This window comes from Microbacterium sp. P5_E9 (genome assembly GCF_054049175.1).
This window is the reverse complement of record NZ_JBFUMV010000006.1, coordinates 148,981-164,806: the sequence shown is the minus strand read 5'-3', so window position 1 is coordinate 164,806 and position 15,826 is coordinate 148,981. Positions and strand designations below refer to the sequence as shown.

The window sequence follows — 15,826 nt, the reverse complement described above, 5'->3', positions numbered from 1 at the left end:
TTGATCGCGGGGAGATCCCCGCGAGGACTCGCTTCGCTCGTCGGCGGCTGCGCCGCGCCCCCTCGCTAGGCTGACCGCATGACCGGACCGGCCGCCAGCACCGCCCTGCTCACCGACCGCTACGAGCTCACGATGCTCGAGGCCGCGCTGCGCGATKGGACCGCCCATCGCCGGTGCGTCTTCGAGCTGTTCGGCCGGCGGTTGTCCGGTGGGCGGCGGTTCGGCGTCGTGGCCGGGACTGGGCGGCTGCTCGAGCTCATCCGCGACTTCCGCTTCGGCGACGAGGAGCTGCGCTTCCTCCGCGACGAGCGGGTGGTGGATGCCACGACCCTGGCATTCCTCGAGGGCTATCGGTTCGCCGGAGCGATCACCGGCTACCGCGAGGGCGAGCTGTACTTCCCCGGCTCCCCCGTTCTCACCATCGAGGGGACCTTCGCCGAGGCGGTGATCCTGGAGACCCTCGCGCTGAGCGTGCTCAACCACGACTCCGCGATCGCGACCGCCGCAGCCCGGATGGCGATCGCAGCCGGCGACCGGCCACTCGCCGAGATGGGTTCGCGCCGCGCCGGCGAGCGTTCGGCGGTCGCGGCCGCCCGCGCCGCCTACATCGGCGGCTTCGGGGCGACGAGCAACCTCGAGGCCGGCCGGACCTGGGGCATCCCGACGATGGGCACCGCCGCGCACTCCTGGACGCTCCTGCACGACTCGGAGGAAGCCGCCTTCCGCGCCCAGATCGACGCCCTCGGCACGGGGACCACCCTCCTCGTCGACACCTACGACATCGCCCGAGGAGTCGAGACGGCCGTCCGTGTCGCCGGCACCGGCCTCGGCGGCGTGCGCATCGACTCCGGCGACCTCCCCCGCGTCGCCGCGCAGGTGCGCGCGCAACTCGACGACCTGGGCGCCACCGGCACGAAGATCACCGTGACGAGCGACCTCGATGAGTTCGCGATCGCCTCGCTCGCGGCATCCCCCGTCGACGCCTACGGAGTGGGCACCTCGCTCGTCACCGGATCGGGCACCCCGACGGCCGGTATGGTCTACAAGCTCGTCGCGCGCCAGGGGGCAGACGGGGGCTGGGTCGGCGTCGAGAAGACCTCGACCGACAAGTCATCCAAGGGCGGCCGCAAGGCCGCGTTCCGCACCCTCGAACGCGGCACGGCGACGAGTGAACTGATCGCCGTGTCCGACGGGTTCGAAGAGCTCGAGACGGCCGCGACGCACCCGGACGCGCGAGCACTGCAGGTGCTGCTCGTGACGTCAGGGGATCCGGATGCCGCGTACCTCGGTCGCGACGGAGTCCGCGCTGCGCGCGACCACCATGCGCGCGTGATCGAGGAGCTTCCCGTCCGGGCCCTCGCGCTCAGCCGGTCGGATCCGGCCATTCCCACGGTCTACGTGGATGCGGAGTAGGAACCGGTCCCTGAGCCTGTCGAGGGGTCAGCCCATCATCGACTCGTAGATCTCCTTGCAGGTCGGGCACACCGGAAACTTCTCCGGGTCACGACCGGGAGTCCACTTCTTGCCGCACAGCGCCTTCACCGGCTTGCCGGTGATGGCCGACTCGAGGATCTTGTCCTTCTTCACGTAATGCGAGAAGCGCTCATGATCGCCGGGCTCGAGGCTCTCCTCGCGGATGAGCTCTTCGAGCTCTCGGTCCAGGGTGGCGATGCCGCCCTGATCGGGGCTGTCGAGAGGGGTGCTCATGGTCAGCCAGTTTAGCCCGGGCCAACCTCCAGCGGGCGGTCCGCATGTGCCGCGGCATCCGTCAGATCGACTCGGCGAACTCCATGAGACGTCCGCCGCGGCGCTCGAACACGAAGGATCCGATCGCGATGCCGATGATGAGCGTGGTGCCGCCGATCGCGACCCCGCCCCACAGCGCCATACTCGCCGCTTCGATGTCGGAGGTGAGCGCGATCCACGCCCACCAGAGGGGGGCGGCACTCAGTGCGACCGCGCCGAGCATCACGACAGCCTGTGCGATCGCGCTGCCTGATCCCGTGCGCTGCGGCTGCCGGAAGGGGCTCTCGCCCGGACGGGTCGCCGGATACGGCGCGACCACCGACGAGACCGAGGACAGCCCGAGGCCGCTCAGGAACAGGCAGGCGCAGACACCGACCATGGCAGGCAGGATCGCCCACCGGCCGTGCAGCGAGACCGCGATCGGAATCGCGAGAGCGAGCGCAGGGATGCCCACCAGCAGGATCGGGACGAGGCGGCCCACCCGGTCGGAGACGCCGCGGACACCGCTCGCGATGTGCATCCACACCGCGGTGGAGTCGTAGGCGATGTCGTTGTGCGGAAGCCAGCCGAGGAAGAGCGCGATGAGCGGCACCGGGATGAGGGCGACGACGGTGGGCGGAACGCCGGCGATGAGCAGCGGGACGGTGGTGAGACCCGCCGCGATCGGGATGATCACGAGGTTGGCGAGGTACCGCCAGTCGCGCAGCCAGTACATCAGGCTCCGTGCGGCTACCGCGCCCGACGGAGTGCCCGGTGCGACCGCGAACCAGCCCAGGCCGCCGTGTTCGCGCCCGGAGACCGGACGCTCGGTCGTCGTCAGCGCGCGACGGACCAGCCACACCCAGATCAAGGCCAGGCCCGCGACTGTGGCAAGCGCCACCAGGAGGCTTGCGGTCGCCCTCGGCCAGCCCAGTGCCAGGAGTCCGGGGAAGGCGGTGGCCGCTCCGAACGGGGTGATCGCCAGTGCCTTCATCGCCTGGGTGAGCTGCGTGGGAACGACCCCGTGCCAGTCCAGCGACGCGAGGAAGACTCCCACCGGAACCATGACCACGAGGATGGCCAACGCGAAGAGCCCGGAGAGCTCACGTGAGCGGCGCTCGTGGAGGAACAGTGCAGTCAGCGCCATGCACACCCGCGCCAGCAGCACGCAGGTGGCGACCACCAGCACACCCCCGGTCACCGCAGCGAGCGGCGCCACACCTTGCCGGACCCACACGATGGCCGCGCACACCGTGAGCGCCGTCACGGCCGCGATCGGGACACTCACCGTGCCGACCAGAGCCAGCACCGCCGCCAGGCTGGTGGGCCGAGGTCCGAGGACGGCGAATCGGCGCGGGTCGAGCGGATCCGTCGCGCCGCCGATCAGCGGCGCAAGGGCGAATCCGAGGCAGATCGCCGAGCCGCCGAGCACGGTGACCGCGACCATCACCTCGGTCTCGACGTCATCGAGGGTCAGCAGCGCCCAGCATCCCGCGGCGGTCGCGACGATGAGCAGGACGAGACCCGCCGTCACCCGCGCGATATGGCGGCCATCTCCGCGAAGGGCGCCGACGAGCAGCGCGAGCCTCAGTCGGAGAACGTGTGCAGCCACTCGAGACCCTCCACGTCGCTGAGGCCGCCGGCCAGCTCGATGAAGCGCTGCTCGAGAGTGAGCTCGCCGCGCACCTCGTCGACGGTCCCCTCGGCGAGGACCTGCCCGGCGACGATCACCGCGACCCGCGTGCACATCCGCTCGACGAGCTCCATGCCGTGGCTGGACAGGATGACCGTCCCGCCGTGCGAGACATACGCCGAGAGGATGTCGAGGATGATCGCGCTCGAGACGGGATCGACCGACTCGAACGGTTCGTCCAGCACGAGGAGTCTCGGCGAATGGATCAGCGCGCCGGCGAGCATGACTTTCTTCACCATGCCGGCCGAATAGTCCGAGACCGCCCGGCCCAGCGCATCGGTGAGGTCGAAGGCGCGGGCGAGATCGCCGATGCGGCTCTCGACCACCGCAGACGGCAGTCCGCGGAGCACCCCGTAGTAATAGAGCAGCTGGCGCCCGGTCAGCCGGTCGAAGGTGCGCAGGCGATCCGGGAGCACGCCCATGAGGCGCTTGGTCTGGAGCGGGTGGGATGCCGCGTCCACGCCGTTCACCGCGATCGTGCCGTGGTCGGGGCGCAGCAGTCCGGCGATCAGCGAGAGCGTGGTCGTCTTCCCCGCGCCATTGGGGCCTACCAGGCCATAGAAGGTGCCGGCGGGAACCGTGAGATCGACGCCGTCGACCGCGCGCGTGTCGCCGAAGGTCTTCGTGACGCCGCGCAGCACGAGAGCGGCCTGCTGGACATCGGGAACCGACTCGTCCAGCACGACCGAAGCCGCGAACGGGTCGGGGTGCTCGATGTGCTCGGCTGCGACGGGCTCCACAACCTCGGCTGCGACGGGCTCCGGCACGGGCAGCGGAGGCTTCGGGGGAATCACGATCTCCGTCGCCGCCAGATCAACGGGCAGCGGCGGTGGCGGCCCGGGGTCGGGGGTGGGACGCAGCGGCACGATCCTGGCCTCTTCGCCCTCGTCGGAGGCGCCGTCCGGGGGTTCCGGATAGGCGTCCTGTGGCACCGACAGGAAGGCTGGCATCACCTAAACGTACCAAGATGCGCAAAAGTCACCACCTGCAAAACGCCCCGCGACGGTGGAGGCCCGAGAACGCGGTTATCACGGATTCGTCACGAAAAGTCAGGACGGGTCCGGCATTATGCACGTTCTCAGGGGCTGTCGCTACCATGGACCGAGCACAACGGGGTGACGAGTCGGTGAATCGACCGTAAAAACGCACCCCAGGAGCAGACTTTGACACTTCAGACCGTAATCCTCGCCGCTGGCATGGGCTCCCGCCTGGGCCGCGCGCTGCCCAAGCCGCTGACCGAGCTCAGCGACGGCCGCAGCATCATGCAGCAGCAGCACGACAACATCCGTGCGGCGTTCGGCAGCGGCGCGCGCATCACCACAGTCGTCGGCTACCGCGCGGAGACGATCGTCGAGGCGTTCCCCGACGTCGACTACGTCTACAACGACCAGTACGACCAGACCAACACCTCCAAGAGCCTGCTTCGCGCCCTCATGAAGACCGGCAGGAACAGCGTGCTCTGGATGAACGGCGACGTGGTCTTCGACCCGCGCGTTCTCGGCCGTGCGATCGACCTGATCGAGCGCGATCAGTCGTTCGTCTCCGTCAACACCTCGAAGGTCAGCGACGAAGAGGTCAAGTACACGACCAGTCGCGAGGGTTTCATCAAGGAACTCTCCAAGACCGTCGTAGACGGCATCGGCGAGGCGGTCGGCATCAACTTCATCTCTAGCGCCGACAAGAAGGCCTTCGTCCGTCAGCTCACCCGCGTGGACGACCAGGACTACTTCGAGCGTGGCCTCGAGCTCGCCATCGCCGAAGACGGCGTGCGTCTCATGCCCCTGGACATCTCCGACCTGTACGCGGTCGAGGTCGACTTCGCCGAAGATCTCGAGCGCGCGAACCTCTTCGTCTAGGCATCGCCTCGCGCGGCGTCAACCCCCAGCGCGTGCCCAGCACTCGCTCCTAGGATCGGCGAGATGGACGAGAAGGTTCACCGCATCCACTCCCTGCCGGGCGACGCCCCCTGGTCGGGAGGTCTGCCGCCGGTCGGCTCCCACGAGCATCCGACAGCTGTCCGTGCGCTCGATCGGGTGCTCGCCATCCAGCGCCCCGCGGTGCTCGCGCACCTGCGCGGCATCCGGCTGCGGCATCCGGATGCCTCGTCAGCCGATCTCGTGCGCATCCTCGAGCGACGCTATCTCGCGGCGGTGACCACAGGCGGCGCGGCCGTCGGCGCGACCGCAGTCGTGCCAGGTATCGGCACGGGCATCACCCTGACCTTGAGCGGAATCGAGACCCTCGCCTTCCTCGAGGCGACCGCACTCTTCGCGCAATCGGTCGCCGAAGTCCACGGCATCCCGGTCGACAACCCCGATCGCGCCCGCGCACTGGTGCTCACCCTCATGCTCGGCAAAGAGGGCATCGACCTCGTCGCTCAGCTCGCAGGGCAGGCGGCGGGAAAGGGGACGAGCCGTGATCGCTATTGGGGTGAGCTCGTGACCAAGACGATCCCGCGCGCCGCGGTCGGTCCACTCGTTGAGCAGCTGAAGAACTCGTTCATGCGGCACTTCGCCGTGCGCGGCGGCGCATCCTGGATCGGAAAGGCGCTCCCCTTCGGCATCGGCGCGGTGGTCGGTGGCGCCGGCAACAACATCCTCGGGCGGCGGGTTCTGGTGAACTCCCGCCGTGCCTTCGGTCTGGCGCCCGTGGTGCTGCCGCTCGAGCTCGAACCCAGGCCGGGTGCGACCCCGATCGAGCGCGCCGCCTGGCGCCGCCTGACGCGGACCGGGAAGGGAAAGTAGAGACATGGGTCTTTTCACGCAGCGTCCAGAAGAGAACGACGAGTGGGCCGGGCTTCCCTCGGAGCCGCATCGCGCCGAGAGCTTCGCTGAGCGGCTGCCGGATGCCGCGCCCCCGAGTGCGACGGCATTGGACGTCGGCGGCATCGGGTCGATCAGCATCCCGCTCCCGCCGCCCGTGGTGACCGAGCCATCGAACGAGGACTGAGAGCGGATGGTGGCATAGCCCTGGACCATGCGCATACCCTCACCAGTATGGACAGCACCCTGGCCTGCATTGCCGCGTGGATGCCGCGGCAGCGCTGGTACGCCGCGAAAGGCCGACTCCCCAGCCTGCGACTCGTCGCGTGGTGGGACCTGCCCGCCGCTGACTGCCTGATCCGCACCTACCTGGTGGCGGACGAGGGCGCGCTGCCCGCCGTGCTGTACCAGATCCCCGTGGTCGCACGGGAGACCGAAGCGGTCGACGCGGCACCGGCCGACATCATCGGCAGCCCCGATCCGGGCACGACCTTCCTCGACGGCCCCAGTGACCCGGCGTACGCCCACGCTCTGCTGCGCCTGATCGCCGAGGGCGGCTCCGGCCACGGGCCGCGGACCATCGCCGTCGGTCGCCCCTCCCAGATCATCGACGCCGACGAGCCGCGCAGTGCGAGCGTCCTGGTCGGAGAGCAGTCCAACACTTCGCTCATCTATCGGTCCGAGGCCGGCGGCGCCCCCGTGATCTGCAAGGTCTTCCGACAGCTGCACTCAGGGCTGAACCCGGATGTCGAGCTGACCACCGCTCTCGCGAAGGCCGGATCGCCGCATGTGCCCGCCGCCATCGGGTCGGTGCAAGGTTCGTGGCCGGATCAGGCCACCGCCGGCGGCACGGTCATCGGATCGCTCGCCTTCGCGCAGGAGTTCCTGCCAGACGTCGAAGATGCGTGGCGGGTCGCCCTGCGGGCAGCCGCGACCGGCGAAGACTTCAGCGCACGTGCGCGGGCCCTGGGCGCGGCGACGGCGAATGTCCATGTGTCCCTCGCGAACCTCTTCCCGACCCACATCGCGCGTGCCGGTCATCGTGAATCCACGACGGCCAGCTGGCACCGCAGACTGTCGATCGCCATGGCCGAGGTTCCCGCGCTCGCCGACCGCCGCGATGAGGTCGAGGCCGCGTACGCGCGCGCGGTCGAGGTCGACTGGCCGCCCTTCCAGCGGATCCATGGCGACTACCACCTGGGGCAGGTGCTGCATGACCCGGCTCGCGGCTGGGTGCTGGTCGACTTCGAGGGCGAGCCGCTCCGGCCGATGGGCGAACGCACCCGCCCCGACCTCGCGCTGCGTGACGTCGCCGGGATGCTCCGCTCGTTCGACTACGTCGCGGGGTCGATCCGGCTCGACCACCCGGACCGCGCCGCAGTGACGGTCCGCGAATGGGTGCAGGACGCTCGTCAGGGTTTCGTCGATGGCTATGCCGCGGCATCCGGAATCGACCTCGACGCCTACGACACCCTGCTCACCGCCCTCGAGCTCGACAAGGCGGTCTACGAGGCGATCTACGAGTCACGCAACCGACCCACGTGGGTCACCATCCCGCTGCGCGCGATCGCCCGGCTCGTCGAGCGCCCCGCGCCGGTGGCGTGAGGATCGGGTCAGTCGTCGAGGTCTGCTTCCTCGTCGAGGTCGTCAGGTTCGTCGTCCTCGGTCGAGCGCGCATGCCAGTCATCCCAATCGGCCATCAGGCGCGCGATCGCGTCGTGGAATCTGCGCGTCGCGGCGCCGGGAGTCGTATCCCCGAAGTAATGGCTCACCCACCGCTCGAGGCGCTGCGCAGCCTCAGGATCGGCCCGCACTCGCTCGGTCTCGGCGACGATCTGCGGGGCATCCGCGGCATCCAGCCACTCGCACGCTGATAGGTATCCATGGGTGTCCACGATCGCTGCGGGATCGGCGGGCCGGGTGATCAGCAGCGGCTTGTCGGCCGCCAGCCGGTCGTAGACCATGGCGGAGATGTCGACGATGGCGACGTCGGCGGCAGCCAGCTGCCACCCGAGCTGCGGGCCGTCATCGAAGACGTGCTGAGCGTGCCGATCGGCCCGATTCGCGGCGGCGATGGCGGCGATGATGCGCCGGTTCGCTGCGCCGTACTCGCCGTTGACCACACCGGACCGGGGATGCGGGCGGTAGATCACCCGGTGGCGTCCGGTCTGCAGCAGCGCCTGCACGATCGCCTCGCCGTGGCTCGCGATCGAGCCGTAGTGGGCAGATGGGCGATCGCCCTCCCAGGTCGGCGCGTAGAGGATGACGGTGCGGTCGTCGGGCGTGTAGGGCAGCGCGCCGGAGTAGTGATCCGCCTGCGGCCGGCCGATCTGGATCGTGCGGGCATCGAGGTCGTAATCCCAGAGCACCCGGGACAGTCGCTCGCGAGCCGCTTCGCCGGCGATGAAGGCGTAGTCGTACGCCTTGTACTGGCTGGTGGTCATGTACATCTTGTCGGACTCGCCGTGGTTGATGAAGACATGCCAGCGCCGGCCGTAGCGGAACATCTGGAAGTTGCGGGTGTTCTGGTTGACGTACAGCACGACCCGGATGTCCTGCGTCGCGATGAAATGCTCGAGGTCGCGGACGGTGGGCACGAAGGCCACGGGCGGACCATCCTCGGCCAGCAGCGCCTGAGCTCCGGTGGGCGACCGGCTGAGCACCACAACGGGCCACTGCTTGGCCAGCTCGGCCAGCGGCTTGTACCACTGCCGGATCTGGTACATGTTCACCGCGCCGTCGGCGAAGTACACGGCGACGCGATAGTGATTCTCCGGATGCGGCGACCGCAGCTGGAGCGTGCGCCGCACGTCGCCGACCGCGGTGCGGTTCGTCAGAGCCCTGCGCACCAATGCCAGCGCCTTGCGCCCGTCCGAGACCAGTCCCACCGTGTCAGCCTACCGAGGACCTCTCGTGTCATGATCGACGGGTGAATCCCGACCATCCGGTGCGCAGTGAGGCGCCGGTCGTACCCCCCGGCTCGGGCGTCACGTTCGTGATGCCGGTACTCAATGAGCGCACCTACCTCGAGCGCGCCGTCGCCACGGTGCTCGCACAGGACGTCGTCGGCCCGATGGAGCTGATCCTGGCGCTCGCGCCATCGAGCGATGGCACCAACGAGCTCGCCGCGGAGCTCGCCGCCGCCGACCCTCGCATCGTGCTGGTCGAGAACCCGGCCGCGGACATTCCGATCGGCCTCAACCTCGCCATCCGTGCGGGCCGCTACCCGACGGTGGTCCGGGTGGACGCGCACTCCGAACTGCCGACCGGCTACACCAGCCGGGCCCTCGAGACCCTGAACCGGGTGCGGGCCGCGAACGTCGGAGGCGTCATGCGCGCCGACGGCCGCACCCCGTTCCAGCGCGCCGTCGCACGGGCGTACAACTCACCGGTCGGACTCGGCGGCGGGGCCTATCACGGCGGCACCAAGGAGGGCGAGGCGGAGTCTGCCTACCTAGGCGTGACCCGTCGAGCGGTCCTCGAGGAGGTGGGCCTGTTCGACGAGTCGATCCGCCGCGGGGAGGATTGGGAGCTGAACCTCCGCATCCGGCGGGCCGGCTACCGGGTCTGGTTCGATCCGTCGCTGTCGGTGACCTACTGGCCGAGAGAGAGCTGGCGGCGCCTGGCGCGCCAGTTCCGCGCGACCGGACGCTGGCGGGGCGAGCTCGTCCGCCGCTTCGGTCGAGGCAACTCATTGCGCTTCTTCGCTCCGCCCGCCCTCGTGGTCGCGTTGGGCCTGAGCGTGCTGGTCGGAATTCTGCAGCTGACCGGGCTGCTGACCGGATGGTGGGCGGTGCTGGCATCCGTCGTCTATCTGCCGGTCATCGCCTACGCCCTGCTCATCGCGGCGTGGTCGATCGGCTCGGGCGGCGGGGAAGGATGGCGCGACAAGCTGTGGACCGCCGCCGTGCTTCCCACCATGCACCTCTCGTGGGGCGCCGGCTTCATCGCGGGCGTCCTCCGCGGCGCACACGACACCGTCGACACCTCGCGGCTCGGCGATCGCAACACACCGCTGCCTTGACGGCGAGGCTCGTCAGCGTGTGACGTGGCCCTGGTCGAGGATCCGCGCGACGACCCGCTCGGCGGCATGGCCGTCGTCGCGTGCGTTGAACTTCTGCCGCCACTGCGCGTACTTCTCCGCGTGGTCCGCGGGATCGGCGGTGCGCAGCGCGTCGACGAGCTCGTCCTGCGTGCGCACGACCGGCCCTGGCGCGTGTGCCGCGAGATCGAAGTAGAAGCCGCGCAGCTCGCCGCGGTAGTGCTCGATGTCCGGCACGAGGAAGTACATCGGCTTGCCGGTCACGCTGAAATCGAACATGACCGACGAATAGTCGGTGATGAGCCCGTCGGCGGCGAGAAGCAGCTGGGACGTGTCGGGATAGCCGGTGACGTCGATCACACGCGGCCCCGCGACATCCCGGCCGGGCTGCAGGGTGCGGGAGTGCCCGCGCACGAGGATCACCGCATCCGCTTCCGCGGCGAGGGCCGCCGGATCGACGAAGTCGACCATCTCCTGCCGATCATCGCGCCACGTGGGCGCGTAGAGCAGGGCCCGCTCCTCGGGCCCGATGCCGAGCGCCGCGCGGATCGAAGCTCCATCGCCGGTGGTCAGGATGTCGTTGCGCGGATACCCCTCGACCCACACGGGTCGCATGAGGAACGCGTAGGCCTTGCCGAGGATGCGCGCGGCGTAGGGGTTCTGGGCGAGCAGCACGTTCCAGCGCCGGGACTCACGGGCGACGGCGGCCATTCGGCGCGGATCGAAGCCGGGCCGATGCAGGGCGAGGCGCTTGAGCGGGGTGCCATGCCAGGTCTGCAGCACGATCTGCCCCGGACGCCGTGCGAACCGCCGCCGCAGCCAGTCGTTGACGACGAGCAGGCGCGCAGATCCTCGGGCCCGCCACCACTCCGGAGTGCCCTCGACGACCGCGACCGCGCCCTCCGGGACCTGCACCGACAGATCGACGACACTCCAGTAGCGCGTGACCTGTGGCGCGCGTCGCGCGAGCTCCCGGTCGATCGCGAGCGGGTTGCAGCTCGCATTGCGGCCGTAGAAGCTCTCGAAGAACGCGGCATTCTCCAGTCCTCCAGGCCGCGTGGCGTATCGGCGCTCCAGAGCGTCCTGGCCCTCCCCCGAGTCGTACGCCGGATCTATCGGCGCTCCGATGCGCACGGTCGTGCTGTCCAGCTCGGCACGCAGTGTGCCGAGTTGGACGAGCGGGACGGATGCCGGCATCGCCGCGTCCTCGCCCGCAGCGCTCTCGATCACCAGTGCGTAGTCCCCGACGGGCAGGGGGAGCTCCGGTCCGCCCCAGCGAGAGGCCCGCAGCGGGAGCAGGGCGGTCCACCCGGCGTCTGCGGCTTCGACCGTTCCGGCGACCCGCGCACGGGGCCCGTCGAGCGAGACGCCCGTCGGTGCGGGTCCATCTCCGGTCAGCACGAGCGTAGGTCCGCCGTCGGTGGTGAACCGGGCGTCGGTCATCGGTGTCTCCCCAGGGGGTCGTCGGAGGCGGCGGGATCACCCAGACCGGCCAGGATGGCACGGTACACCCTGAGCGTGTTCCCGCCGTCGCGGAAGGCGTGCACCCGCGCGTCGAGCTCGCGCGAGCGGTCCAGGAGCGCGTCTCGCGCCGCATCGTCGCCCAGGAGCGCGTCGAGGTGATCGGTGCACTGCCGCCAGCCGGTCGACCAGTCACCGCCGGCCACGTCGGCGTAGGTGCCGTAGAAGCCCCGGCGGTGGGCGTAGAGCCCCACATCCGGTGCGAGGAACAGTACGGGCAGCGGGACGAGCGAGGCGTCGAAGGCGAGCGATGAGTAGTCGGTGACCAGGGCATCCAGGCCTGGCAGCAGGGGCGTCACATCGGCGACGAGGTCGCTGCCGAGGCTGCGGACCCGTTCGGTCGGCGTCGGCGGCACGTACTCCCCCACACCCAGTGGGTGCGAACGCACCAGCAGGACGGCATCCTGCCGCGTGAGCACCTCGATGAGCGCGCGCCACTCTTCGGTCGTGGGCACGGCGGGATCGGCAGCGCCGTCGCGCCAGGTCGGGGCGTAGAGGATCGCGCGCGTTCCGTCGTCGATCGGGCCGGCGGCCGCCTCGATCAGCTCGCGCGCGGCCGCGCGTCGCTGCGCTGCGGTGCCACGGGACAGCACGTCGACGCGCGGCTCACCGGTCACGGGCACCTGGGCGTCGCGAAGACCGAATGCCGATTCGAGCCGTCCGCGCACCAGGTGCGATGCGGCGGGCAGCACCGCGATCCGCCGGGCGGCTCCACGGTAGAGCGTCGCCAGGAGCGCTTGCAGCAGTCGCGCTCCCGGCACATGGGCGGCGAGCCCGGGGAGCCGTGTGGTCTCGGGCGAATCGAGCCCGATCCGCTTGAGTGGGATCCCGTGCCAGAGCTGCACCACGAGGGCGCCGGATACCGCGTAGCGGTTGACGTCGCCGAACCCGTGCGTGACCACGACGACGCGCGCCCGCGCGGTGCGCCAGAAGCCACGCAGGGAGTGCTTGGGGATGCTCGGGATGCCGCGGGCTGCGGCATCCGTAGCCTCCTGTGCGGAGCCGACCAGCCACACGGCAGGGCGCCCGTCGGCTGCGGCGACGTCCCAGAGCGCGAGCGCCCCGTCGGCGATTCCCACCGCGCAGCCGAACACCCACTCGTCGCTCGTGCGAGGCACGAGGAGGGTGGCGATGCGCCCGGCGGCATACAGGGGAAGGCGGGCCAGCTTCGCCGCATTGCCCGCGCCGAAGGAGAAGGACGCCACCCCACGAGCCTATCGCGGGGTGGCGTCCTGGGCCTGAGTGCGGAGGGCTACTCGCCCAGTGTTCCCAGGGTCACATCGGCCGTGTGCGTCTTGCCGTCGCGGACATACGTGACGGTCGCGTCGCTGCCGCCGGCCGCCGCGCGGACCTGCGCGGTGAGGTCGGTGGCGTTGGCCACCGGCACGCCGTTGAACTCCGTCACGACGTCGCCGGCCTGCAGACCGCCGGCATCGGCGCCGCCACCCGGGGTCACTTCCTTGATGTAGGCGCCCGTGGTCGTTGCACCATCGACCGACGCGGCATCCACCACGCTCGCGCCGAGCAGTCCGTGCGTCGCCTCGCCGTTCGCGATGATCTCGCTCGTCACCCGCTTGGCGATGTCGGACGGGATGGAGAAGCCGACGCCGATCGAGCCGGACGCACCGGCCCCACCCGCCGTCGCGATGGCGACGTTGATGCCGATCAGCTTGCCCTCGGAGTCGACGAGCGCGCCGCCCGAGTTACCAGGGTTGATCGCGGCGTCGGTCTGGATGACCGCGATCTTGATCGTCTCGGTCGCCTGCTGCGGGGCGTCGCCCTGACCGAAGTCGAAGTAGAACGGGCCTTCCTGGCCGTTCTGCTGGTCCTGGCCGTTGCCGTTGTCCTCGGTGTCGCCGGAATCGGGAGCCGCGGAGGAGGCGATCTCGATCGACCGGTTGAGCGCGCTGACGATCCCGGTGGTGACCGAGTTCGACAGGCCGAGCGGGGCGCCGACAGCCACAGCGCCGTCACCGACGTTGAGCTTCGACGAGTCGGCGAAGTCGATCGGGGTGAGCCCTGACGCGTCGGTGAGCTTGATCACGGCGAGGTCGTAGGTCGGGTCGGTGCCGACCACCTTCGCGTCGTAGACCCGTCCATCCGAGGTCGTGACCCGGATGGACGCGTCGGCGGTGGCGCCGTCCAGGGTGACGACGTGGGTGTTGGTGGCGATGTAGCCGTCTTCGCTGAGGATCACGCCCGAGCCCGTGCCGCCGCCGGAGCCGCTGCTCGCCTCGATCGTCACGACGCTCGGGAGCACCTTCGTCGCGATCGCGGTGGTCTGGTTGACGGACGTGGTGTCGTTCACCGTGACGGTGGCAGGTCCCACGGCCGGGTTCTGGTCGAGCGGGCTGAACAGGTTGACGCCGGCATACGCACCGCCGAGGCCGGCAGCGCCGCCCACGATCGCGGCAGCGACGATGAGTCCGACGATGCGCCCGCCGCCGCCCGACTTCTGCTTCGTCGCCGCGGGCGCCGCCGATGCTCCCGTGATCGGCTGAGTCGGCTGCGTCTGGTTCGCCTGGGCGGCGGGACCGAACGAGGAGGCGTAGGGCTGCCCCGGCTGCGGCTGCGCGCCGTAACCCTGCGGGCGGGGCGCGCCGTACGGCGGCTGCTGCTGCAGCTGCGGGTACCCCGGGTAGTGGACCGGCACCTGAGGCGCGCTGCCCCACTGCGGCTGGGGTGCCTGCGGGGGCTGCGGCGCAGGGGGCACAGGCGGCCCTGCCGGTGCGTTTGCGGGTGTGTGGTCTGCGGGGCGGTCGCCCGTGGTGTCACTCATGTGGGTGCTCCTTCGTCCAAGCTGTTCTCACTGTGCGCCCGGTTGCTGTGCATTTCTTATGGCCCCGATGGGACTCGACTATGCGAGTAGCGTGAGCCGGATGCGAGATATTGCCGGGGCCTGGCGACGCACGGCAGCAGGTGCCGGACTGGTCGGGGCCGATGGATCCATCCGCCCTACCATCTTCGCGGAGATGAGCGCCCTCGCGGCGCACACCGGGGCACTCAATCTGGGACAGGGGTTTCCGGACGAGGACGGTCCCCCTGAAGTGCTCGAGGCTGCCCGCGCCGCGATCGCGCACGGGATCAACCAATATCCGCCCGGCCGGGGCATCCCCGACCTCCTCGCCGCGATCGCGGAGCATCAGGAGCGGTTCTACGGCGTTCGCCTCGACCCCGCCCGTGAGGTGCTGGTGACCGCCGGCGCGACTGAGGCGCTCGCAGCCACCCTGATGGCGCTGCTGGCTGGGCCGGAGGACGAAGTCGTGGTGTTCGAGCCCTTCTATGACTCCTACGCTGCGGTGGTGGCCCTCGCCGGCGCGCGCCTTGTGACCGTGCCGCTGCGCTGGCCAGACTTCCAGCCCGATCTCGATGAACTGCGCGCCGCAGTGACCGACCGCACTCGGGTCATCCTGGTGAACGATCCGCACAATCCGACCGGCGCGGTGTTCTCCGCCGAAGTGCGCGCCGAGGTCGTCGCCCTCGCCCATCGGCATGACGCGTACCTGGTCACCGATGAGGTCTACGAGCATCTCGTCTTCGGCGCCCCGCACGTTCCGCTCGTGACCGAGCCGGGAGCCTGGGAGCGCACGGTGTCGATCTCGTCGGGTGGAAAGACCTTCTCGGCCACCGGCTGGAAGATCGGCTGGGCGACCGGGCCCGCCGACCTGATCGACGCCGTGCTCGCCGTCAAGCAGTGGCTGACGTACGTCAACGGCGCGCCCTTCCAGCCCGCGATCGCGGCCGGACTGCGGCTGCCCGACGAGTATTTCGCGGGCATCGCAGACACGCTGCGCCGCAAGCGCGACCTGCTCGGTGCTGGTCTCCGCGACGCCGGCTTCGATGTGTCCGTGCCGGCCGGGTCGTATTTCACGGTGGCGGATGCCGCCCCGCTCGGAGCGACGGATGCCGCGGACTTCTGTCGCGCGCTTCCGGCGCGGGCGGGCGTGGTGGCGATTCCGCTCACCGCCTTCGCAAGCCCGGCCCGCCGCCACGACTACGCGACCTTCGTGCGATTTGCGGCGTGCAAGCGGGTCGAGGTGCTCGCAGATGCGGCATCCCGTCTCGCCGTCTTGCGCAGCTGAT

Annotated in this window: 14 protein-coding genes; 7 read left to right on the top strand and 7 right to left on the bottom strand. The window is 70.1% G+C overall.

Annotation, left to right across the window (positions count from 1 at the left end; translation table 11 throughout):
• Positions 1–78 precede the first annotated feature (78 nt).
• The gene (locus ACXJ3V_RS10760) at positions 79–1,413 is read left to right on the top strand and encodes a nicotinate phosphoribosyltransferase (protein ID WP_457100290.1); all 1,335 of its coding nucleotides are present in this window, start codon (positions 79–81) and stop codon (positions 1,411–1,413) included.
• 27 nt (positions 1,414–1,440) lie between these two features.
• Here the strand turns inward: ACXJ3V_RS10760 and ACXJ3V_RS10755 are convergent, their stop codons facing one another.
• The 3 genes from ACXJ3V_RS10755 to ACXJ3V_RS10745 all read right to left on the bottom strand — a co-directional run bounded on the left by ACXJ3V_RS10755 (position 1,441) and on the right by ACXJ3V_RS10745 (position 4,368).
• Positions 1,441–1,707, bottom strand: coding sequence for a DUF3039 domain-containing protein (locus ACXJ3V_RS10755; RefSeq protein ID WP_457100289.1), 267 nt, complete (start codon positions 1,705–1,707; stop codon positions 1,441–1,443).
• A 61-nt stretch (positions 1,708–1,768) separates the two neighbouring features.
• On the bottom strand, positions 1,769–3,337 hold the full coding sequence (locus ACXJ3V_RS10750; protein WP_457100288.1) for a hypothetical protein: 1,569 nt from the start codon (positions 3,335–3,337) through the stop codon (positions 1,769–1,771).
• Positions 3,313–4,368: an ABC transporter ATP-binding protein gene (locus tag ACXJ3V_RS10745; RefSeq protein ID WP_457100287.1), complete on the bottom strand. Its 1,056-nt coding sequence runs from the start codon at positions 4,366–4,368 to the stop codon at positions 3,313–3,315. The genes ACXJ3V_RS10750 and ACXJ3V_RS10745 overlap by 25 nt, the downstream gene beginning before the upstream one ends.
• A 213-nt stretch (positions 4,369–4,581) precedes the next feature.
• On the opposite strand from ACXJ3V_RS10745, the gene ACXJ3V_RS10740 reads away from it, so the two are divergent.
• The 4 genes from ACXJ3V_RS10740 to ACXJ3V_RS10725 all read left to right on the top strand — a co-directional run bounded on the left by ACXJ3V_RS10740 (position 4,582) and on the right by ACXJ3V_RS10725 (position 7,785).
• Positions 4,582–5,274 carry a phosphocholine cytidylyltransferase family protein gene (locus ACXJ3V_RS10740; RefSeq protein WP_457100286.1) on the top strand — a complete coding sequence of 231 codons (693 nt, stop codon included), beginning with the start codon at positions 4,582–4,584 and terminating at the stop codon, positions 5,272–5,274.
• 63 nt (positions 5,275–5,337) lie between these two features.
• Positions 5,338–6,162 (top strand): hypothetical protein, encoded by an 825-nt coding sequence (locus ACXJ3V_RS10735; RefSeq protein ID WP_457100285.1) that lies wholly within the window; start codon positions 5,338–5,340, stop codon positions 6,160–6,162.
• A 4-nt stretch (positions 6,163–6,166) separates the two neighbouring features.
• Positions 6,167–6,367 carry a hypothetical protein gene (locus tag ACXJ3V_RS10730; protein ID WP_457100284.1) on the top strand — a complete coding sequence of 67 codons (201 nt, stop codon included), beginning with the start codon at positions 6,167–6,169 and terminating at the stop codon, positions 6,365–6,367.
• A 47-nt stretch (positions 6,368–6,414) separates the two neighbouring features.
• Complete coding sequence (locus tag ACXJ3V_RS10725; RefSeq protein ID WP_457100283.1) at positions 6,415–7,785, top strand: maltokinase N-terminal cap-like domain-containing protein; 1,371 nt, start codon at positions 6,415–6,417, stop codon at positions 7,783–7,785.
• A gap of 8 nt (positions 7,786–7,793) precedes the next feature.
• Here ACXJ3V_RS10725 and ACXJ3V_RS10720 read toward each other — a convergent pair whose 3' ends face one another.
• Positions 7,794–9,068, bottom strand: coding sequence for a CDP-glycerol glycerophosphotransferase family protein (locus tag ACXJ3V_RS10720; RefSeq protein WP_457100282.1), 1,275 nt, complete (start codon positions 9,066–9,068; stop codon positions 7,794–7,796).
• A gap of 110 nt (positions 9,069–9,178) precedes the next feature.
• Here ACXJ3V_RS10720 and ACXJ3V_RS10715 point away from each other — a divergent pair, with 110 nt between their 5' ends.
• The gene (locus ACXJ3V_RS10715; protein WP_457100328.1) at positions 9,179–10,204 is read left to right on the top strand and encodes a glycosyltransferase; all 1,026 of its coding nucleotides are present in this window, start codon (positions 9,179–9,181) and stop codon (positions 10,202–10,204) included.
• A 12-nt stretch (positions 10,205–10,216) separates the two neighbouring features.
• Here ACXJ3V_RS10715 and ACXJ3V_RS10710 read toward each other — a convergent pair whose 3' ends face one another.
• The 3 genes from ACXJ3V_RS10710 to ACXJ3V_RS10700 are packed head-to-tail and all read right to left on the bottom strand — an operon-like array spanning position 10,217 to position 14,522.
• Positions 10,217–11,665 (bottom strand): CDP-glycerol glycerophosphotransferase family protein, encoded by a 1,449-nt coding sequence (locus ACXJ3V_RS10710; protein WP_457100281.1) that lies wholly within the window; start codon positions 11,663–11,665, stop codon positions 10,217–10,219.
• Positions 11,662–12,948: a CDP-glycerol glycerophosphotransferase family protein gene (locus ACXJ3V_RS10705; RefSeq protein ID WP_457100280.1), complete on the bottom strand. Its 1,287-nt coding sequence runs from the start codon at positions 12,946–12,948 to the stop codon at positions 11,662–11,664. Before ACXJ3V_RS10705 ends, ACXJ3V_RS10710 begins: the two co-directional genes overlap by 4 nt.
• Positions 12,949–12,995: 47 nt before the next feature.
• The gene (locus tag ACXJ3V_RS10700; protein ID WP_457100279.1) at positions 12,996–14,522 is read right to left on the bottom strand and encodes a trypsin-like peptidase domain-containing protein; all 1,527 of its coding nucleotides are present in this window, start codon (positions 14,520–14,522) and stop codon (positions 12,996–12,998) included.
• A 100-nt stretch (positions 14,523–14,622) separates the two neighbouring features.
• Here ACXJ3V_RS10700 and ACXJ3V_RS10695 point away from each other — a divergent pair, with 100 nt between their 5' ends.
• Positions 14,623–15,825: an aminotransferase class I/II-fold pyridoxal phosphate-dependent enzyme gene (locus ACXJ3V_RS10695; RefSeq protein WP_457100278.1), complete on the top strand. Its 1,203-nt coding sequence runs from the start codon at positions 14,623–14,625 to the stop codon at positions 15,823–15,825.
• Position 15,826: the final 1 nt, after the last annotated feature.

Excerpts from the sequence above, each read along its gene's own strand:
- ACXJ3V_RS10755 (WP_457100289.1), bottom strand. The coding sequence starts at position 1,707 with ATGAGCACCCCTCTCGACAGCCCCGATCAGGGCGGCATCGCCACCCTG.
- ACXJ3V_RS10695 (WP_457100278.1), top strand. The coding sequence starts at position 14,623 with ATGCGAGATATTGCCGGGGCCTGGCGACGCACGGCAGCAGGTGCCGGA.
- ACXJ3V_RS10745 (WP_457100287.1), bottom strand. The coding sequence starts at position 4,368 with ATGCCAGCCTTCCTGTCGGTGCCACAGGACGCCTATCCGGAACCCCCG.
- ACXJ3V_RS10725 (WP_457100283.1), top strand. The coding sequence starts at position 6,415 with ATGGACAGCACCCTGGCCTGCATTGCCGCGTGGATGCCGCGGCAGCGC.
- ACXJ3V_RS10730 (WP_457100284.1), top strand. The coding sequence starts at position 6,167 with ATGGGTCTTTTCACGCAGCGTCCAGAAGAGAACGACGAGTGGGCCGGG.
- ACXJ3V_RS10710 (WP_457100281.1), bottom strand. The coding sequence starts at position 11,665 with ATGACCGACGCCCGGTTCACCACCGACGGCGGACCTACGCTCGTGCTG.
- ACXJ3V_RS10735 (WP_457100285.1), top strand. The coding sequence starts at position 5,338 with ATGGACGAGAAGGTTCACCGCATCCACTCCCTGCCGGGCGACGCCCCC.
- ACXJ3V_RS10700 (WP_457100279.1), bottom strand. The coding sequence starts at position 14,522 with ATGAGTGACACCACGGGCGACCGCCCCGCAGACCACACACCCGCAAAC.
- ACXJ3V_RS10715 (WP_457100328.1), top strand. The coding sequence starts at position 9,179 with ATGCCGGTACTCAATGAGCGCACCTACCTCGAGCGCGCCGTCGCCACG.